General features: G+C 73.3%; 10 protein-coding genes and 1 pseudogene. 10 read left to right on the top strand and 1 reads right to left on the bottom strand.

Annotation, left to right across the window (positions count from 1 at the left end):
- Positions 1-16 precede the first annotated feature (16 nt).
- The 8 genes from ACZ466_RS00625 (at position 17) to gmd (ending at position 16912) form a co-directional block, all read left to right on the top strand.
- On the top strand, positions 17-10045 hold the full coding sequence (locus ACZ466_RS00625) for a type I polyketide synthase (RefSeq protein WP_464042624.1): 10029 nt from the start codon (positions 17-19) through the stop codon (positions 10043-10045).
- A 31-nt stretch (positions 10046-10076) separates the two neighbouring features.
- The gene (locus tag ACZ466_RS00620; RefSeq protein WP_378288038.1) at positions 10077-11267 is read left to right on the top strand and encodes a cytochrome P450; all 1191 of its coding nucleotides are present in this window, start codon (positions 10077-10079) and stop codon (positions 11265-11267) included.
- Positions 11268-11286: 19 nt separating this feature from the next.
- Positions 11287-12639, top strand: coding sequence for a crotonyl-CoA carboxylase/reductase (ccrA, locus tag ACZ466_RS00615; RefSeq protein ID WP_378288037.1), 1353 nt, complete (start codon positions 11287-11289; stop codon positions 12637-12639).
- Positions 12640-12668: 29 nt separating this feature from the next.
- Positions 12669-13418, top strand: a complete 750-nt coding sequence (locus ACZ466_RS00610) for a thioesterase II family protein (protein WP_378288036.1) — start codon at positions 12669-12671, stop codon at positions 13416-13418.
- Between the two features lie 31 nt (positions 13419-13449).
- Entirely contained in the window at positions 13450-14283 is an 834-nt protein-coding gene (locus ACZ466_RS00605) for an SAM-dependent methyltransferase (RefSeq protein ID WP_378288035.1), read from the top strand.
- A gap of 46 nt (positions 14284-14329) precedes the next feature.
- Positions 14330-15544 carry a cytochrome P450 gene (locus tag ACZ466_RS00600; RefSeq protein WP_378288034.1) on the top strand — a complete coding sequence of 405 codons (1215 nt, stop codon included), beginning with the start codon at positions 14330-14332 and terminating at the stop codon, positions 15542-15544.
- Complete coding sequence (locus ACZ466_RS00595) at positions 15544-15801, top strand: ferredoxin (protein WP_378288033.1); 258 nt, start codon at positions 15544-15546, stop codon at positions 15799-15801. The genes ACZ466_RS00600 and ACZ466_RS00595 overlap by 1 nt, the downstream gene beginning before the upstream one ends.
- A 76-nt stretch (positions 15802-15877) precedes the next feature.
- Positions 15878-16912: a GDP-mannose 4,6-dehydratase gene (gene gmd / locus ACZ466_RS00590; protein WP_378288032.1), complete on the top strand. Its 1035-nt coding sequence runs from the start codon at positions 15878-15880 to the stop codon at positions 16910-16912.
- 55 nt (positions 16913-16967) lie between these two features.
- On the opposite strand, the gene ACZ466_RS00585 is transcribed toward gmd, so the two are convergent.
- Complete coding sequence (locus tag ACZ466_RS00585; RefSeq protein WP_378288031.1) at positions 16968-18197, bottom strand: cytochrome P450; 1230 nt, start codon at positions 18195-18197, stop codon at positions 16968-16970.
- A 954-nt stretch (positions 18198-19151) separates the two neighbouring features.
- Here ACZ466_RS00585 and ACZ466_RS00580 point away from each other — a divergent pair.
- Together ACZ466_RS00580 and ACZ466_RS00575 are read left to right on the top strand one after the other, a co-directional pair.
- A pseudogene (locus tag ACZ466_RS00580) lies at positions 19152-19553 on the top strand (alpha/beta hydrolase fold domain-containing protein); the annotation flags it as partial.
- Positions 19460-21070 (top strand): flavin-containing monooxygenase, encoded by a 1611-nt coding sequence (locus ACZ466_RS00575; RefSeq protein WP_378288030.1) that lies wholly within the window; start codon positions 19460-19462, stop codon positions 21068-21070. The pseudogene ACZ466_RS00580 and the gene ACZ466_RS00575, both read left to right, overlap by 94 nt.
- Positions 21071-21232 lie beyond the last annotated feature (162 nt).

Here is a 21232-nt window from a genome sequence, read left to right as displayed (position 1 = left end):
TGAGAAAGCGGAGTCGATGGCCAACGAGGTCGAGCTACGGGAAAATCTGCGGTGGGTCGCAGCCGATCTGCATCGCACTCGGCGCAGCCTGGCCGAGCTGGAATCGCGTGCGCACGAGCCGATCGCGATCGTCGGAATGGCGTGCCGCTTTCCCGGCGGGGTGAGTTCACCGGACGATCTGTGGCGCACGGTCGTCGACGGCGTGGACGCGATCTCCCCGCTGCCCGCCGACCGCGGCTGGGACCTGGCGGCGCTGTACGACCCCGACCCGGCGCGGCCCGGCACGCTCTACACGCGCGGCGGCGGCTTCCTCGACGACGTCGACCGGTTCGACGCGGCCTTCTTCGGCATCAGCCCGCGCGAGGCCGTGTCCATGGACCCCCAGCAGCGGCTCCTGCTGGAGACCTCCTGGGAGGCGGTCGAGCGGACCGGGATCGACCCCGCGGCGCTGCGCGGCAGCCCCACCGGAGTGTTCGTCGGCCTGGCCGGCGGCGACTACCGCACCCTCGCCGGCCGCGGCGCGGAGAGCGTCGAAGGGCACCTGACCACCGGCAACGCGGGCAGCGTCGGATCCGGCCGGATCGCCTACACGCTCGGCCTGGAGGGGCCGGCGCTGACCATCGACACCGCCTGCTCGTCCTCGCTGGTCGCGATCCACCTGGCGGCGCGGTCGCTGCGCCACCGCGAGTGCACCCTGGCGCTGGCCGGCGGCGCGACGATCATCTCCACCCCGGCGCTCCTGGTCGAGATGTGCCGCCAGCGGGTGCTCGCCGAGGACGGCCGCTGCCGCGCCTACGCCGCGTCCGCCGACGGCACCGGCTGGGGCGAGGGCGTCGGGGTGCTCGCGCTGGAGCTGCTGAGCGAGGCCGAGCGCAACGGGCACCCGGTCCTGGCGGTGCTGCGCGGCTCGGCGATCAACCAGGACGGCGCCTCCAACGGCCTGACCGCGCCGAACGGCCGGACGCAGCAGGCCGTCATCGAGGCGGCGCTGGCCGACGCCCGGCTGTCGGCCGCGGACGTCGACGTCGCCGAGGGGCACGGCACGGGCACCGTGCTCGGCGACCCCATCGAGGCCGGGGCGCTGCTGCGGACCTACGGGCAGGGCCGCCCGGCGGACCGGCCCCTGCTGCTCGGTTCCATCAAGTCGAACATCGGGCACACGCAGGCGGCGGCCGGGGTCGCCGGCGTCATCAAGATGGTGCTGGCCGTCCGCAACGGGCTGGCCCCGCGCACGCTGCACATCGACCGGCCGACCGGTCAGGTCGACTGGGACGGCGGTGCGGTCCGGCTGCTGACCGAGAACACCCCCTGGCCCGAGGTGGACCGGCCCCGGCGCGCCGGGGTGTCGGCGTTCGGGGTCAGCGGCACCAACGCGCACGTGATCGTCGAGCAGGCGCCCGAGCCCGGAACGGAGGCGGACGAGCCGCCGGCCCCGGAACGGCCGCTCGCCACCGGGGTCACGCCGTGGCCGCTCAGCGCTCGCGACGAATCGGCGCTGCGGGCGGCGGCGGCACGGTTGGCCGAGGCCGCGGCCGATCCCGCGGTGGACCTCGCGGATCTGGCCCGCACGCTCGCGGAGCGGACGCCGTTCGAGGAGCGCGCCGTGGTGCTCGGCACCGATCGGCAGGGCCTGCGCGCCGGGCTCGCGGACCTCGCCGAAGGACGCACCGGCCCCGCCGTCGTGTGCGGCCGGGCACGGGCCGGATCCGGCACGGTCTTCGTGTTCCCGGGCCAGGGCACGCAGTGGGCCGGGATGGCCGCCGGCCTGTACGACTCCTCGCCGGTCTTCCGCGCCGCGTTCGACGAGTGCGCGCGGGCGCTGGGCGCCTTCGTGGACTGGTCGCCGACCGCGGTCCTGCGCGGCGAACCCGGCGCCGCCGACCTGGACCGCATCGATGTCGTCCAGCCCATGCTGTTCGCCGTCATGGTGTCCCTGGCGCGGCTGTGGGAGCACTTCGGCGTCCGGCCCGCCGCCGTGGTCGGCCATTCGCAGGGGGAGATCGCCGCCGCCTGCGTCGTGGGCGCGCTGTCCCTGGAGGACGGCGCGCGCATCGTGGCGCTGCGGGGCAAGGCGTGGACCGCGCTGTCGGGCGGCGGCGCGATGGCGTCGCTGCGGCTGTCCCGGCAGGACGCCGCCGAGCGGACCGCCCGCTTCGGCGACCGCGTGACGATCGCGGCGGTGAACGGCCCGGCCGCGGTGCTGGTGACCGGGGACGCGCAGGCCGTGGACGAGCTGCTGGCCGAACTCGACGCCGACGGCGTCCAGACCAGGCGGCTGACCGGCGTCAACGCGCCGGGCCACTCGCCGCAGGTCGAGACGATGCGCGAGCGGCTGTTCACCGATCTCGCCGGGGTCGCGCCGCGGACCGCGGCGATCCCCTTCTTCTCCACGGTGACCGGCGCGCCCATCGACACCGGCGAGATGGACACCGCCTACTGGTACCGCAACGCGCGCGAGCCGGTGCTGTTCGAGCGGGCGGTCTCGGCCCTCGCGGACGCGGGCTTCACCGCCTTCCTCGAAGTGAGCGCCCATCCCGCGCTCGGCCCGGCCCTCCAGGAGACCCTGGAGACCGCGGGCGTGGAGCCGCTGCTGCTGACCTCGCTGCGGAGGCTGGAAGGAGGCCCGGAGCGGTTCCTGACCGCGCTCGCCGAGGCCCACGTGGCCGGAGTGCCCGTCGACTGGAGCGGCCAGACGCCCGGCAGGCGCGTCCCGCTGCCGACCTATCCCTTCCAGGGCGGCCGCTACTGGCTCGAACCGGACGCGGCGGCCCCCGCCGAGACGGGCACCGGGCAGAGCAGGGCCGAGCGGAGGTTCTGGGCCGCGGTCGACGACGCCGACCCCGCCGCGCTGGCCGGCGCGCTCGGCCCGGCCGGCGAAGCCGACGGATGGCGGTCGATCCTGCCGGAGCTGTCCGCCTGGCACCGCGCGGACGGCGAGCTGACCACCGTGGACGCATGGCGGTACCGGGTCGACTGGCGGCCCGTGCCGCCCGCCGGGAACGCCGCGCTCTCCGGGACCTGGCTGATCCTGGTGCCGCCCGGCGACCGCGCCGCCGCCATCGCCGGGCCGCTGGCCGGCGCGCTCACCGCGAGGGGCGCCGAGGCGCGCGTCCTGACCGTCGACCCCGCCCGCGACCCCGGAGGGTTCGAGGGCGTGCTCGCGGAGAGCGCGGGCACCGGCGTCGCGGGCGTGCTGTCCCTGCTCGGCGCCGACGAGCGCCGACACGAACGGCACCCGTGGCTCGGCACCGGCCTGACCGCCACCGCCGCCCTCGCCGCCGCGCTCGCCGGGCGCGGGGACGGCCCGCGCCTCTGGTGCCTGACCAGGGGCGCGGTGTCCATCGGCCGTTCCGACGCCGCCCCCGACCCGGCGCAGGCACAGCTCTGGGGCCTCGGCCGGGTGATCGGGCTGGAGTTCCCCGCCCTGCTCGGCGGCCTCATCGACCTTCCCGGCGAGCTCGACCGGCGTGGCGCCGACCGGCTGGCCTGGGCGCTCACCGCCGCGGGCGACGAGGACCAGATCGCCCTCCGCGGTTCCGGGGCGTTCGTCCGCCGCCTGGTCCCCGCTCCGGGCGGAGCGGCGGACCCGGACCGGACCTGGCGCCCGCGCGGCACCGTCCTGATCACCGGCGGCACCGGCGGCCTCGGCGCGCACGTCGCCCGCCGGCTGGCCGGCGGCGGCGCCGAGCACCTCGTCCTGCTCAGCCGCCGCGGACCGGACGCGCCGGGCGCGGCCGAGCTGCGCGACGAGCTGGCCGGGCTCGGCGCGCGGGTCACCATCGCCGCCTGCGACGTGGCCGACCGGGAGGCGCTGGCGCGCCTGCTCGACACGGCCGGGCCCCTCAGCGCGGTGGTGCACGCGGCCGGCGTCCCGCAGGAGACACCGCTCGCCGAGACCACCGACGAGGAGTTCGCCGCGGTCATGGCCGCGAAGGCCGCGGGCGCGACCCACCTCGACGCGCTGCTCGCGGGACGGCCGCTGGACGCGTTCGTGCTGTTCTCGTCCGGTGCCGCCGTCTGGGGCAGCGCCCGGCAGGGCGCCTACGCCGCGGCCAACGCCCATCTGGACGCGCTGGCCGAGGCCCGCCGCGAACGCGGTGACACCGCCACCTCGATCGCGTGGGGCGGCTGGGCCGGCGGCGGCATGGTCGACGACGCGGCCGCCGCGTCCGCCGGCCTGCTGGGCATCCGGCTCATGCCCGCCGACCTGGCGATCCGGGCCATGGACACCGCGGTCGGCCTGGACGAGACCGCCGTGACCGTCACCGACATGGACTGGCCCCGGTTCGCCCCGATCTACAACTCGGCCCGGCACCGCCCGCTGCTCGACGAGATCTCCGAAGCCGTGCGGGCGGCACAGGCGCGGCCGGACGACACGGGCGCCGACGCGCCCGCGCTGCTGCGCGAACTGGAGCCCCTCACCGCCGCGGAGCGCCGTACCGCGCTGCTGGCCCTGGTCCGCGACGCGGCCGCCGAGGTGCTCGGCCACACCTCCTCCGGCGCGGTCGCCGCGAACCGGCCGTTCAAGGACCTCGGCTTCGACTCGCTGACGTCGATGGCGCTGCGCACCCGCCTGGCGTCGGCCACCGGGCTGCGGCTGCCCGCGACCCTGGCCTTCGACCACCCGACCGCCGAGGCGGTGGCCGCGCTGCTGCTGGCCGAGCTGTTCGGCGCGGAGCCGGCCGCGCCCGCCGCGCTCCCGGCGACCGCCGCGCCCGCCGAGGACCCGGTGGTGATCACGGCGATGGCCTGCCGGTTCCCCGGCGGGGCCGACTCCCCGGAGGACCTGTGGCGGCTGGTCGAGCGGGGCGCGGACACCGTCGGCGGCTTCCCCGGCGACCGGGGCTGGAACCTCGGCCGCCTCTACGACCCGGACAGTGGACGCCCCGGCACCTCCTACGTCCGCGACGGAGCCTTCCTGACCGACGCGGGCGGCTTCGACGCCGCGTTCTTCGGGATCTCGCCGCGCGAGGCCCAGGCCATGGATCCGCAGCAGCGGCTGCTGCTGGAGACGTCGTGGGAGCTGTTCGAGCGGGCCGGGATCGACCCGTCCTCACTGAAGGGCAGCCCGACCGGGGTGTTCGTGGGCGGCGCCACGCACGACTACGCCGCACTCCTGCTCGACTCGACATCGGCGACCGACGGATACGCGCTCACCGGCAGTGTCGGCAGCGTTTTGTCGGGTCGCCTGTCGTACGTGTTCGGGTTGGAAGGTCCTGCGGTGACGGTGGACACGGCGTGTTCGTCGTCGCTGGTGGGCCTGCATCTGGCGGTGCAGTCGTTGCGGTCGGGGGAGTGCGATCTGGCGCTGGCGGGCGGCGTGACGGTGATGTCGACGCCTGCGGCGTTCGTGGAGTTTTCCCGGCAGGGCGGGTTGGCGGCGGATGGCCGGTGCAAGCCGTTCGCGGCGGGTGCGGATGGCACGGGCTGGGGTGAGGGTGTCGGGCTGGTGCTCCTGGAGCGGTTGTCGGACGCCGAGCGCAACGGCCGGCAGATCCTGGGTGTGGTCCGCGGCTCCGCGGTGAACCAGGACGGTGCGTCCAATGGGTTGACGGCGCCGAATGGTTTGTCGCAGCAGCGGGTGATCGGTGCGGCGCTGGCGAACGCGGGCCTGTCGGCCGGTGAGGTCGACGTGGTGGAGGCGCACGGCACTGGGACGGTGCTGGGTGATCCGATCGAGGCGCAGGCGGTGCTGGCGACCTATGGCCAGGATCGCGAGCGTCCGGTGTTGCTGGGGTCGGTGAAGTCGAACATCGGTCATACGCAGGCGGCGGCCGGGGTCGCCGGTGTGATCAAGATGGTGCTGGCGCTGCGGGAGGGTGTCGTCCCGGCGTCGCTGCATCTGGACGAGCCGTCCCCGCATGTGGACTGGACCACAGGCGATGTGCAACTGGCCGACGTGAACAGCCCGCTCCCCGAGGTGGACCGGCCTTGGCGTGCCGGGATCTCGGCGTTCGGGGTCAGCGGGACCAACGCCCACGTGATCATCGAACGGGCACCCGAGCCTCCCGCACGCGAGGAAGAGCGCCCCCCCGACGTGGAGCTGCCGGTCCTGCCGTTCCCGGTGTCCGGCCATTCAGCGGAGGCCCTGCGGGAACAGGCGCTACGGATCCGATCCGCCGTGGACGGCGCCGAACCTGCCGATGCCGCCTTCTCCCTGGCCACGACGCGCGCCCATCTGGAGCACCGGGCCGTCGTCTTCGGCCGCACGGCGGACGACCTGCGCGACGGTCTCGCGGCGGTCGCCGGAGGAGCGTCCGCCGCCGGTGTGTGCCAGGACGTCGCCGTGGACGGCAAGCTCGCTGTGATCTTCCCCGGCCAGGGCACGCAGCGCGCCGGCATGGGCCGGGAACTGCACGCGGTCTTCCCCGCCTTCGCCGACGCCTTCGACGAGGTGTGCGCCCAGTTCGACCCGCTGCTGGAAAAGCCGCTGCGCGAGGTGGTGTTCACCGATCCCGAACGGCTCGGGCTGACCGGCTACACCCAGCCCGCGCTGTTCGCCGTCGAGGTCGCGCTGTTCCGGCTCGTCGAGTCCTGGGGCATCCGGCCGGACCACCTGCTCGGCCACTCGATCGGCGAGATCGCGGCGGCGCACGTGGCCGGCGTCCTGTCGCTGCCGGACGCCGCCGCGCTCGTGGCCGCGCGCGGCCGGCTGATGCAGGACCTTCCCCCCGGCGGCGCGATGCTGGCGGTGCGGGCCACCGAGGACGAGGTGCGGCCGCTGCTCACCGGCCGGACGGCCGTCGCGGCGGTCAACGCGCCGGGCTCGGTCGTCCTGTCCGGTGCGGCCGAGGACATCGCCGAGGCCGAGCGGCGCCTGGCGGGACGGCGCACCAGCCGGCTGCGCGTCTCGCATGCCTTCCACTCCCCGCTGCTGGAGCCGATGCTGGCGGAGTTCGCCGAGGTCTGCGCCGGGCTGCGGTTCCAGCGGCCGCGGCTGCCGATCGTGTCGACGGTGACCGGCCGGGCCGTGGCGGCCGACGAGATGGCCACACCGGAGTACTGGGTCCGCCAGGCGCACGCGACCGTGCGGTTCGCCGACGGCGTCGCGGCCGCGGCGGCCGTGTCCCCGGAGGTGACGTTCCTGGAGCTCGGGCCCGGTGCGACCCTGTCGGCGATGGTGCACGAGAGCCTGGGCGAGGACGCCGCCGCGGTCCCGGCGCTGCGCAAGGACCGGCCGGAACCGGAGACGCTGCTGGCCGCGCTGGCCCGGCTGCACGCCCGCGGTGTCGCGGTGGACTGGCCGGCGTTCTTCGCGGGCACCGGCGGGAGCCGGATCGACCTTCCGACCTACGCGTTCCAGCACCAGCGGTACTGGCTGCGCGCCGCGGCGCGGCCGGGCGACGCGGCGGACCTCGGCCTGGACCGGGTCGACCACCCGCTGCTCGGGGCGGGCGTCGAGCTGCCGGGCACCGGCGAGTTCGTGTTCAGCGGGCTGCTGTCCGCCGCGGCCACGCCCTGGCTGGCCGAGCACGTCATCCACGGCGCCGCCCTGCTGCCCGGCACGGTGCTCGTCGAGCTGGCGGTGCAGGCCGGGCAGCGGCTCGGCCATCCGCTGGTGGAGGAACTCACCCTGGAGGCCCCCGTCGCCGTCCCCTCCGGGGAGGGCGTCCAGTTCCGGATCACCGTCGCGGCCCCCGGCCTGGCCGCGGGGCGCGGGTTCACGGTCCACACCCGCGTCGGCGACCAGCCGTGGGCCAGGGCGGCGACCGGCGTCCTCGCCGTTCCGGCCGGGACCGCCGGGATCGCCGAGGACGACCCGGAGGCCTGGCCGCCGCTCGGAGCCGAACCGGTTCCGGTCGCCGGCTACCACGAGCGCGCGGCGGCGGCCGGCTACGACTACGGCCCGGCGTTCCAGGGGCTCACCGCCGTCTGGTCGCGCGGCGCGGAGGTCTTCGCCGAAGCGGTGCTGCCCGAATCGGCCGACGCCGGGGGATTCTGGCTGCACCCGGCCCTTCTCGACGCGGTGCTCCGCGCGGCCGCCGCCGCAGAGGACGCGGGGGACGCGGGGGAGGAGCGCCCACCGCTGCTCCCGTTCACCTGGCGAGGCGTCCGGCCGCACGCGGCCGGTTCGCGCCGGATCCGGGCCCGCATCCTCCCGACCGGACCGGATGAGCAGAGCATCACCGTCTATGGCGGCCACGGCCAGGTCATCGCGTCCATCGACGCGCTGGTGAGCCGCGTCGCGGGCCGCACCGGGCCGGCCGGGGCCGCCGCCGGGCAGGCGGTCTTCGCCCTGTCCTGGGAGGCGGTCACCCCACCGGCCGCCCCCGCTGGCTGGGCGTTCCTCGGCGGCGACGGGCCGGTCCGGCCGGTCATGGTCGTCTACCGGACCTCCGAGGGCGGCCCGGCGGATCTCGCCGTCGGGGCCCGGCGGGCCACGGAGGAGGCCCTGGCCCTCCTCCAGGACTGGCTGGCCGACGATCGCTACGCCTCGTCCAGGCTGCTGCTGGTGACCCGCGGCGCGGTCGCCGCCCGCGACGGCGAGGCGGTGCCCGACCTGGCGCACGCGCCGCTGTGGGGCCTGGTGCGCTCCGCGCGGTCCGAGCACCCCGGCCGGTTCGCGCTCCTCGACCTGGACGCGTCCGCCGATCTGGACGCGGTGCTGCCGTCGGCCGCGGCCCTGTCCACCGCGGAACCCGAACTCGCCGTGCGGGACGGGGAGCTGCTGGCCCCCCGGCTGGCACCGGCCGCGGCGGGGGAGGCCGGCCCGGTGTGGGACACCACCGGAACGGTGCTGGTCACCGGCGCGACCGGTGCTCTCGGTGCGCTGCTCGCGCGCGACCTGGTCGCCGTGCACGGGGCGCGCCGTCTGCTGCTGACCAGCAGGCGCGGACCCGGCGCGCCCGGCGCGGACGACCTGGTCGCGGAGCTGCGTGCCCAGGGCGCCGAGGTGGAGCTGCACGCGTGCGACCTCGCCGATCCGGCCGCCGCCGCCGCGCTGCTGGACCGGGTCCCCGCCGAGCACCCGCTGCGGACGGTCGTGCACACGGCCGGGGCGGTCGACGACGGCCTGCTCACCGGGCTGACCCCGGACCGCCTGCACGCCGTGCTCGCGCCCAAGGTCGACGCCGCGGTCCGGCTGCACGAGCTGACCGCGCACCTCGACCTGTCCGCGTTCGTGCTCTACTCCTCGGCCGCGGGCGTGTTCGGCGCGCCCGGCCAGGCCGGGTACGCCGCCGCCAACGCCTTCCTCGACGCCTTCTCCCAGCACCGCGCCGCGGCCGGGCTTCCCGCCGTCTCGGTGGCGTGGGGACCGTGGGAGGTGCGCACCGGCATGACCGCCGGGCTGTCCGAGGTGGACCGCCGCCGCATCGGGCGCGGCGGGTTCCTGCCGCTCTCCGCCGGGGACGGGCTCGACCTGCTCGGCAGGTCGGTCGGGCTGGGCGCGCCGTCGGTCGTGGCGGGACGGCTCGACCTGGCCGCGCTGCGCCGCCGCGCGGAGGAACCGCCCGCGATGCTGCGCGCGCTCGTCCCCGCGCCGCGCCCGGAGCCGCGCCTCCCGGCGGGCGGCGGCGGGACCGCCGACCGGCCGGCCGGTTTCGCCGGCCTCGACCCGGCCGAACGCGCCAAACGGCTCCTGGAGCTGGTCCGCGACGAGGCGGCCGCCGTGCTGGGGCATCCGACGGCCGAGGCGGTCGCGCCGCGCAAGGCGTTCAGCGACCTCGGCTTCGACTCGCTGGCCGCGGTCGAGCTGCGCAACCGGCTCGCCACCGCCACCGGACTGCGGCTTCCCGCGACGATGGTGTTCGACTTCCCGAACCCGGAGGCGCTGGCCGCCCGCCTCGCCTCCGAGCAGGCCGCCTCCGCCCCCGCCCCCGGCGCGGCCGCGCTGCGGGAACTGGACCGGCTCGCCGCGCTGCTCGGCGAACTGCCGCTGGACGAGGCGTCCCGCGGACCGCTCAGGGCGCGCCTGAACACCCTGCTCGCCCGGCTCGGCCAGGACGACGGCACCGCGGCGTCCGGCGAGCTCGAATCGGCGTCCGGCGAGGAGCTGATGAACCTCATCGACGCCGAGTTCGGCGTTCCGGCCGACGACTCGTGACCCGAACCGCCCCTTCGACCCAGGGAGACCCATGACGAACACCCCGGCGGCGCCGAGCCTGCCCATGGCCCGCGATCGCGGCCCGTTCGATCCGCCCGCGGACCTCGCGGAGATGGCGAGGGAACCGGTCTCGCGGCTCCGCTACCCCGACGGCTCGCTCGGCTGGCTCGTGACCGGGCACGAGGAGGGCAACCAGGTCCACCTCGACCAGCGGTTCAGCGCCAAGAGCGAGCTGCGGGTCTCCCCGGTCGCCCCGGCCGGCGCGCCGAAGATGCCCGCCCCGCCCGGCATGTTCGTGTTCATGGACCCGCCGGACCACACCCGGCTGCGCAACCAGGTGGCCAAGCAGTTCACCGCCCGCCGGATGAAGCTGCTGGCCGAGGGGATCGAGGAGCTGACCGACAAGAAGATCAAGGAGATGAAGGCCGCCGGCGACACCGCCGACCTCATCGAGGCCCTCGCCAGGCCCGTTCCCGGCCAGGTCATCTGCGACATCCTCGGCGTGGCCTACGAGGACCGCGACAGCTTCCAGGCCCAGATGGAGAACCAGCTCGCCCTGGACGCCTCCCCCGAGGAGGTGATGGGCCAGTCGATGAACGTGGTCATGTTCCTGCACCAGCTCGTGGGCGCCAAGCGCGCCGCGCCCGGCGAGGACGTGATCAGCGCCCTGATCGAGGCCGGCGAGCTGCGCGACGACGAGATCGTCGGCATCGCCTTCGTGCTGCTGTTCGGCGGCCTGGAGACGGTCACCAACATGATCGCGCTGGGCACCATGGCGCTGCTCACCCACCGCGAGCAGTGGGAGCGGCTCTGCGCCGACCCCGGGCTGGTGGACGGCGCCGTCGAGGAGCTGCTGCGCTACCTGACGATCTTCCAGTACGGCACGACGATGACGGCGATGGAGGACATGCGGATCGGGGAGCAGGAGGTCAAGGCGGGGGAGATGGTGACCGTGTCGCTGGCGGCCGGGAACCGCGACCCCCGCAAGTACGACGACCCGGACGAGCTGGACGTCACCCGGAACGCGCAGAGCCACATGGCCTTCGGCCGCGGCATCCACTACTGCCTCGGGGCCCAGCTCGCCCGCGTGGAGCTGCGGATCGTGTTCGACCGCCTCGTCCGCGAGTTCCCCACGCTGCGGCTCGCCGAGCCCGCGGAGTCCGGCGAGTTCCGGGTCAATCACGAGATCTACGGCGTCGAGCGGGTCCAGGTCGCCTGGTAGCGAAAGGTCGTCCCCTTCCATGAACACCTTGTCCGATCTGGCGATCGCGGGCGCCGAGCCCGAGCGGATCGCGCAGGCGCCGGTCCCCGGCGAGTACCTGGCCACCTACATCCGGGCCGAGGACGTCGGCCTCTTCGGCGCCGACGCGGACCGGGACGTGCGCAGATCGCTGCACGTCGGGCCCGTGGCCATGCCCGAGCTGGCACCGGACGAGGTGCTCATCGCGGTGATGGCCAGCTCGGTGAACTACAACACGGTCTGGTCGGCGATGTTCGAGCCGGTGCCGACCTTCCGCTTCCTGGAGCAGTTCGCCCGCGAGGGCGGCTGGGCGGCCCGGCACGACCTGCCCTACCAGGTCGTCGGGTCCGACGCGGCGGGCGTCATCGTCCGGGTCGGGTCCGGGGTGCGGCGCTGGCGGGTCGGCGACCACGTGGTGGTGAGCCCCGCCTACGTCGACGACCAGGAGGCCGCCTCGCACGCCGACGGCATGCTCGGCGCCGAGCAGCGGGCCTGGGGCTTCGAGACCAACTTCGGCGGCCTGGCGCACTACTCGGTGGTGCGCGCGAGCCAGCTGATCCCCAAGCCGTCCCACCTCACCTGGGAGGAGGCGGCCTGCAACACGCTGTGCGCCGGCACCGCCTACCGGATGCTGGTCAGCGACCGCGGCGCCCGGATGAAGCAGGGCGACGTCGTGCTGATCTGGGGCGCCGCCGGCGGCCTGGGCGCCTACGCCGTCCAGTTCGTCAAGAACGGCGGCGGCACCCCGATCGGGATCGTCGGCTCGGAGGCCAAGGCGGAGGCGCTGCGCCGACTCGGCTGCGACGTCATCGTGCAGCGCTCGGAGTTCGGGCTGGCCGGCGACGAGGGCGCCGACCCCAGGCACAGCGTCGAGATCGGCCGCCGGCTCGGCAAGATCATCCGGCGGGCGGTCGGCGAGGACCCGCACATCGTGTTCGAGCACGTCGGCCGGGCCACCTTCGGGATCTCGATGTTCGTGGTGCGGCGCGGCGGCGCCGTCGTCACATGCGGGTCGAGCACCGGCTACCACCACGAGTTCGACAACCGCTACCTGTGGATGAAGCTGAAGCGCGTCATCGGCAGCCATGTCGCCAACCTCCAGGAGCAGTGGGAGTCCAACCGGCTCTTCCAGCAGGGCCGCATCGTGCCGACGATGGCGGAGGTCTTCCCGATGGCGGAGGTCGGCGAGGCGGCCAGGCTCGTGCAGACCAACCGGCACACCGGCAAGGTCGCGGTGCTCTGCCTCGCGCCCGAACGCGGTCTCGGGGTGACCGACCCGGCCCTGCGGGAGCGGATCGGCGCCGACCGGCTCAACCCGTTCGCGGGGCTCGCGACGAGCGCGCTGGTCGGCTGATGGGCGCCGAGCGAACGGATCCGGGGCCGGTGACCGGCGTCGGAACGGACCAGCGGTGGGTGCGGCGCTACCGGCCCGCCCCGGACGCCGTCCAGCGGCTGGTGTGCCTGCCGCACGCCGGCGGCTCGGCCAGCTTCTACCTGCCCGCCGCGCACGCCCTCGCGCCCCGCGTCGACGTGCTCGCCGTCCAGTACCCCGGCCGGCAGGACCGCCGGGGCGAGCCGTGCGTCGAGTCGATCCCCGAGCTCGCCGACCACATCGCCGAGGTGCTGCGGGACTGGGCGGACCTGCCGCTCAGCCTGTTCGGGCACAGCATGGGCGCGACGCTCGGGTTCGAGGTCGCGCGGCGCCTGGAGGCGTCCGGCGTCCGCCCGGCGGTGCTGTTCGCCTCCGGCCGGCGGGCGCCGAGCCGGCTGCGCGACGAGCGGCACCACCTGCTGGACGACGCCGGGCTGCTCGCCGCCGTCCGCGAGCTCGGCGGCTCCGCGCCGGAACTGTTCGAGGACGACGAGGTCCGGCGCATGGTCCTGCCCGCGATCCGCAGCGACTACCGCGCGGTGGAGACCTACCGGTACCGGCCCGGCCCGCCGCTGAGCTGCCCGATCGTCGCGCTCACCGGTGACGCCGACCCGAAGGTGACCGTCCCGGAGGCGCGGGCGTGGGCCGAGCACACCGACTCCTCGTTCGCGCTGCACGTGTTCCCCGGCGGGCACTTCTACCTGACCGACCGCTTCATCGCGGTCATGGACGTGATCACCGAACGGCTCGCGGTCCGGTGACGGACCCCCGCACACCTCTCACGGAGCACTGATGACGGCACAGCAGCGCATTCCCCCGCCCGACGAGATCGTGGACTTCTACGACCTGACCGGCCCCGTGTTCAGCGAGGTCTGGGACGGCAACTTCCATGTCGGCTACTGGGAGGACGACAAGGACCCGGCCTCGATCCAGGAGGCGACCGACCGGCTCACCGACCAGGTGCTCGGCCGGCTCCCCGTCGGCCCCGGCGACCGGGTCCTCGACGTGGGCTGCGGGATCGGCAAGCCCGCCGTGCGGCTCGCCGAGCGGACCGGCGCCGAGGTCGTGGGGATCAGCACCAACCGGGGACAGGTCGAGCAGGCGGCCGCGCGCGCGGCCGCGGCGGGCCTGGCCGACCGCGTCCGGTTCGCCTACGCGGACGCGATGGACCAGCCGTTCGGCGACGCCGAGTTCGACGCCGTGTTCGCGCTGGAATCGATCATCCACATGGACCGTCCGCGCGCCCTCGCCGAGATGGCCCGGGTGCTGCGGCCGGGCGGCCGGCTGGTGCTGACCGACATGATCGAGACCGCGCCGGAGGGCTCCTCCCAGCCCTCGGTCGCCGAGGCCGCCTTCGGCGCGACCGACTTCGTCCCGCTGCCCCGGCTGGCCGAGTACCGCGACCTGCTGCCCGCCGCCGGGCTGGAGGCCGTCGAGCTGCTGGACATCACCGCGCACACCCAGCACACGATGCTGCGCCTCGGCCCGGACCTCGCCCGGATCCACGGCCACGTCCACGAGCGCTTCGGCGCCGGGGCCGACGCGCTGCTGAAGCGGGTCATGGTCTCGGTGTCCGGGGCGGCGGAGATCGGCTACATGATCGCCGTCGCGCGGCGGCCCGCATGACCGGCGCACCAGACCCCTGGCCCCGGACCGACCTGAGGAGCACCACGTGACCATCGACTCGTCCACCGCGAGCCCCGAGTTCGACTTCCCGTTCGAGGAGTCCGAGCGCCTCGAACTCGACCCGCGCTACCTCTCGCTGCGCCGCGAGACGCCCGTCATCCGGGTCAGGCTGCCCCACGGAACCCGCGACGCCTGGCTCGTCACCGGCTACGACGAGGCCCGCGCCGTGCTGAGCGACCCCCGGTTCAGCCTGGCCGCCTGCACCCACCGCGACGTGCCGCGGGTGACCCCGAACCCGCTGCCCGAGGGCAGCCTGCTGTCCATGGACGGCCCCGAGCACGCCCGGCTCCGCCGGCTGGTCGCCAAGACCTTCACCATGCGCCGGGTGGAGAGCCTGCGGCCGCGCGCCGTCGAGGTCACCGAGGGCCTGATGGACGAGATGGCCGAGCAGGGCGCGCCGGCGGACCTGGTGGAGTCGTTCGCGATGAAGCTGCCGATCATCATGATCTGCGAGCTGCTCGGCGTCCCCCTGGTGGAGCGCGCCCGCTTCCACTCCTTCGCCCGGACCGTCCTGTCGAACAAGGGCATCACGCCCGAGGAGATCGGCATCGCCGCGGGCGAGATCTACTCCTACATCGTGCAGCTCATCGCCGAGCGCCGGGAGGAGTCGGCGGACGACCTGATCAGCGCGCTGATCGAGGTCCGGGACGAGCGCGGGGCGCTGAGCGAGCACGAGCTGGTGCTGCTGGTCATGAGCCTGCTGATCGGCGGCAACGAGGGCACCGCCAACGCGATCGGCAACTTCATGTACACGCTGCTGTCCAACCGGCACCTGTGGGACCAGCTCGTCGAGGACCCCGAGCTGGTCACCGACGCGATCGAGGAGCTGCTCCGGGTCACCCCGCTGGTGGCGGGCGGCGGCTTCACGCGGGTGGCGCTGGAGGACGTCCAGATCGGCGACGTGCTCGTCCGCAAGGGCGAGGCGGTCATCTCGCAGCTCGACGTGACCAACCGCGACGAGCGGATCTTCGAGGGCGCCGAGGAGTGCGACTTCAGCAAGAAGCGCAAGACGCACATGAGCTTCGGGCACGGCATCCACCACTGCCTGGGCGCAGCCCTGGTCCGGATGGAGATCGCCGTGGCGCTCACCGGCCTGATCCAGCGGTTCCCCAACCTGCGGATCGCGGTACCCGAGGACGAGCTGCCGTGGAAGAAGGGCACCCTCGACCGCGGCCTGCACGGGCTGCCGGTGGCCTGGTGATGGCCGTGCGCTGGCGCCTGGCGGTCACCGAGGACTGCATCGGCTCCGGGCTGTGCATCGGCAGCTCCGCGGATCACTTCCAGCTCGTGGACGGGTTCTCGCAGCCGGTGACCGCCGAGGTGGAACCCGGCCACGACGTCTACGACATCGCCTTCCAGTGCCCGGTCGAGGCGATCGTGCTCACGGACGCGGAGACGGGCGAGCCGGTCCTGGCCGACCCGGTGGCGGCCCGCGTCTACGGACAGCAGCGGGCATGAGCCTGCCCAGCCGAACGCACGCCGGCCGGCAGCGGTGCGCGAACGCGCCGCTGCCGGGCGGCACGAGGAGGCGCCGATGAGAACCGCGCTGGTCACCGGGATCTCCGGTCAGGACGGCGCCTACCTGGCCCAGCTCCTGCTGGAGAAGGGGTACCGGGTCTACGGCGCCTACCGCCGGACGAGCTCGGCCAACTTCTGGCGCATCGAGGAACTGCGCATCCGGGACCACCCGTGCCTGAGCCTGGTCGAGTACGACCTGACCGACCTGGGCAGCAGCATCCGGCTGCTGGAGGCGACCCGCGCCGACGAGATCTACAACCTCGCCGCGCAGAGCTTCGTCAGGGTGTCCTTCGACCAGCCGGTGACGACCGCGCAGATCACCGGGGTCGGCGCGCTGAACCTGCTGGAGGCCGTCCGCACCGTGCGGCCCGAGGCGCGCTTCTACCAGGCGTCCTCCTCGGAGATGTTCGGCATGGCGCAGCAGGTCCCGCAGAACGAGTCGACGTCGTTCTACCCCCGCAGCCCGTACGGCATCGCGAAGCTCTTCGCGCACTGGATGACCGTGAACTACCGCGAGGCGTACGGCCTGTTCGGGGTGAGCGGGATCCTGTTCAACCACGAGTCGCCGCTGCGCGGCCGGGAGTTCGTCACCCGGAAGATCACCGACGGGGTCGCCCGGATCAAGCTGGGCAAGCTGGAGACGCTCGAGCTCGGCAACCTCGACGCCCAGCGCGACTGGGGCTTCGCCCGCGAGTACGTCGAGGGCATGTGGCGGATGCTGAACGCCGACACGCCCGACACCTTCGTGCTGGCCACCAACCGCACCGTGTCCGTCCGCGACTTCGTGACCCTGTCGTTCCGGGCGGCGGGGATCGAGCTGCGGTGGCGGGGCGGCGGCCTGGACGAGCGGGGCGTCGACGCCGAGACCGGCCGCGAGCTGGTCCGGGTCAATCCGCAGTACTACCGCGCCGCCGAGGTGGACCTGCTGTTCGGCGACGCGTCCAAGGCCAGGAAGGTACTCGGCTGGCAGGCCGAGACGACCGTGGACGAGCTGGCCGCGATGATGGTCGACGCCGACATCGAACGCCACCTGCGCGGCACCATCGTCTGAGCGGAGGACGGGGCCGTGTCCGTGGGGCCGGCCCCTACCGCGGAGGTCAGGCGGGTCATTTCGTGGGTGAATACCGGACCCGCATTGTGGCCGGCCCGGACACGAGCGTCGAGGCCAGCCAACTGACCGGCTCGGCGAGTTCGAGGTCCGGAATGCGCCGCAGGACCTCGCGCACCATGACCCGTCCCTGAAGCCTTCCCACGTGCACCCCGAGGCAGTAGTGCCCGGAGAAACCGAAAGAGATGTGGGGATTCGGCGAACGAAGGACGTCGAACCGCTCGGGGTTCTCGAATTTCGCCGGGTCGGAGTTGGCGGCGCCGTACCACGGGATGACCGCGTCGCCGCGTTCGATCCGCTGCCCGAGGAGGACGGTGTCGCGCGTGGCGATGCGGTAGACGTGGGCGACCGGGCTCAGCCATCGCAGCATCTCCTCGACGGCGGCGCCGATCCCGCCGTCGAGATCTTCCATCAGCAGGGCGCGTTGGTCCGGGTTCTGCAGCAGGGCCAGGATCCCGCCCGCGATGAGGTTGCGCGTCGTGTCGCTGCTCCCGTGGACGAGGAGTCCGAGGTTGGGAACGAACGCCTCCTCGTCCATCGGCTCGTCGCCGATCATGCCGAAGGCGAGCCGGGTCGAGATGTCGTCCGCCGGGTTGGCGCGCTTCTCCCGCCAGACCTGCCGGCAGTACTCGCCCTCGGCCTCCCTGGCGGCGCGGACCGCCTCCGGATCCTGCGTGTCCGAAACCCCGTGGATCGTCTCGACGTGCCGGTAGAGGGCCACCGCGTCGGAGCGCGGGATGCCGAGCAGGTCGGCGCCCACGTACGAGGCCATCTTCCCGGCGACGTCCTGGACGAACTCGCAGGTGCCCCGCTCGCTCATCTCGTCGATGATGTCGCCGGCGATCTCGCGGAAGCGGGCCTCCCGCCGCTTGACCATGCGCGGCGTGAACCAGCCGCTGATGATCTTCCGGAGCAGCGCGTGCCGCGGATCGTCGAGCATGATGAAGGCACTGTTGCGCTCGACCTCTTCGGGAAGATCCAGCTTTCCGAGGTAGCCGTGCGACGAATACAGGTCGTTGTGCCGCAGAACCGTGTGCACGCCCTCGTAGCTGGTGACCGCCCAGAATCCGGCCCCGTATCTGGCGTCGCGGGCGGGCTCGGGCTGAGAGTGCCAATAGACGGGGTGGTTCTCGCGCAGCCAACGGAATTGGTCGAGTGGTTGGCCGTCAGCCCATGCCGCGACGGACAGCAGGTTGATCGCCTGAGCCCCTTCTTCGGTCACGGTCACTGTCGTGCTCCTTCCTTCGCGCACACGGTCCCCGAGACTCGTCCGATCATCTCTCATGTGGTTGAGGTGCTGCCCTGGCCCGTGACCCTGCCCTATCGCCACCATTGTCCTTGACAGGCACTGTGGGGAACCGAAGCGCGTTGGTCGTGCCAACTGATCGCTGTGCCAGACGCTGGGGCCACGGCCTCGCTAGCATGTCCACCGTGACGGGGGAGGGCATGGTGCTCAGCGGGCGCGCGTCGCGCGGTGAGCGTCGCCCTGACGGTGACCGTCACCTCATTGCTGCGGTCGTCGCGACCTGCACTCATACGAGACCGCCACCATTACCTGCCTCTATCGAGGGCCCGCTTGGTTCCGATCCGGGCATTCGCAGCGAGCCGCGTGTCCTCGCCCGGCGGGCGAATTCGCTCAAATGGACGAGCGGACGGAACGCGGCCGAGAAGTGCTTGTGGAGGCCGGCGGACGGCGGCATGCACGACTCGCACCCGAACGCTTTACGTGAACCCAGGAGCGTTACGGCGCAGGCCACCCGGTGCCGTCGCGGCGATGGACCAGCGCGCCGCCACCGGCGAGGCGCGATCCAGCGCGAGCCCGGACCGCCGTTGACACCCGACCGAACGGTGGGCACGCTGGAGGACGGCCACGAATCGCGTGTCTCATCACCTCTCCTGGTGCCCCGATTCACAAGCCGAGGTGGACATGGCTCTCGACGATGCGACCGCGCGCTTCCCCACCCAGATGGCCGAGCCGGGCACGAAATGACTCCCGGGGAGGCCCGCCGACTCGGCGCGTACGACCCGGGTCCGCCGCCGCCCGCCCTCGTCCGCCCGGTCGCTACGCCGACCTGGACCTCGATGCGGGGAAACGGCTCATGCTCAACCGGGACGCGATGAGCCGGTACCGCGACCATGACGCACAAGGGCTCCCGCGACACCCCGGACGCCTCTCCGCTACGGGGCGGCCGATCTGACGGGCCGGCCACCGGCGGTTGTGCTCACCGCCGAACACGACGTACTCCGAGACGACCATGAGGCCCACGCCGAGCTGCCTCGTTCCGCGAGCGTCGCGGTGGCGCATCACCGCTTCCCAGGCCGGATACACGGCTTCTCCACCTTCGTCGATGTGCTTCCGGAGGGAATGAGGAGCCGTCCTTTGCCAGTGAGCAGATCCAGAAGCATCGGTCCGGCGCCACCGTGGCCTCGTTCTGACGCTGAACTTCCCGCCCCACACGGCACATCCCCCCTCTCGGAAGGCAGATCCACATGTCCGGATCGGAGCGCACAGTCGACGCCGTCATCGTCGGAGCCGGGTTCGCGGGGCTCTACCAGCTCTACCGATTCCGCGAACTCGGCCTGACCGCCCGCGTGTTCGAGGCGGCGCCGGACGTCGGCGGGACCTGGTACTGGAACCGCTACCCCGGCGCCCGCTGCGATGTCGAGAGCATGTCCTACTCCTATTCCTTCTCCCCGGAACTGGAGCAGGAGTGGACCTGGACCGAGAAGTATCCGCCGCAACCGGAGATCCTGCGGTACCTCAACCACGTCGCCGACCGGTTCGAGCTGCGCGAGGACATCACGTTCTCCACGAAGGTCACCGGCGCGACCTGGGACGACGGCGCCAAGCGGTGGACGGTCACGACCGACGGCGGCGAGACCGTCACCGCTCGGTACGTCGTGATGGCGACCGGGTCCCTGTCGGTACCGAAGGATCCAGAAGTTCCCGGGATCGAGCGCTTCCAGGGGAAGATCTACCGCACGGCGGACTGGCCGCACGAAGGCGTCGACTTCACCGGCCTGCGACTCGGCGTCATCGGGACCGGCAGCTCCGGCATCCAGGTCATCCCGCTCGTGGCCGGGCAGGCCGCCGACACCACCGTGTTCCAGCGGACCCCGAACTTCACGCTCCCGGCCGGGAACCGGCTCCTCACCGACGCGGAGATCGCCGAGCGGAAGGCGAACTACCGGGAGTGGCGGGAGGCGCAGCGCCGGTCCGGCTTCGGCGTTCCGGTCCCAGTGGCCGAGAAGTCGGCGTTCGAGGTGAGCGAGGAGGAGCGCAACGCCACCTATCAGGCGGCCTGGGATCAGGGGTCACTCATGCCCATCCTCACCGCGTTCACCGATTCGATCACCGCCCAGGCGGCCAACGACACCGCGGCGGAGTTCGTCCGCGGCAAGATCCGCGAGATCGTCGAGAACCCCGAGGTCGCCGAGAAGCTCTGCCCCACCACGTACCCGATCGGCATCAAACGGCCGTGCCTGGACACCGACTACTACGCCACGTTCAACAAGGACAACGTCCACCTGGTCGACCTGCGGCAGACCCCGCTGGCCGAGTTCACCGACAGGGGGATCCGCACGGCGGAGCGGGAGTACGAGTTCGACGCCATCATCCTCGCCACCGGCTTCGACGCCATCACCGGCGCGCTCACCGCGATCGACATCCGCGGCCGGGACGGGGTGCGGCTCACCGACAAATGGTCGGACGGCCCTCGCTCGTACCTGGGCCTGGCGGTCGCCGGCTTCCCGAACCTCTTCACGATCACCGGGCCGCTGAGCCCGTCGGTGCTGTCCAACATGGTCGTCTCGATCGAACAGCACGTCGACTTCGTCACTCAGGCGGTCACACATCTGAGGGACAACGGCTACGCGGCCCTCGACGCGAACGTCCAGGCCGAGGGCGCGTGGGTGGCCCACGTCGACGAGGTCGCGCACTACACGCTCTACCCGACCGCCGACACTTATTACAATGGCGCGAACGTACCCGGTAAACCGCGGGTCTTCCTCGCGTACGCCGGCGGGGTCGGGACCTATCGGGAGCACTGCGAACAAGTCGCGGCCAAGGGGTATGAGGGATTCGACTTTATTCCTGCGTAGCGGCGGAATTGATTGTCGATCTGCGCCCGCCCCGGCCGATCGGCCGGGGCGGGCGAGGCCGGCGTTTCCCGGAAAGAGCAACATGCGTCCGTCTTTTGGCCGCACACGTGGCCTCGATCCCGATGAGATCTCCCACGCCGCTTCTAGGGTCTCTGCTGTGAA

It is taken from the genome of Actinomadura rugatobispora (assembly GCF_055379765.1).
This window is presented reverse-complemented; position numbering and strand designations above follow the sequence as displayed.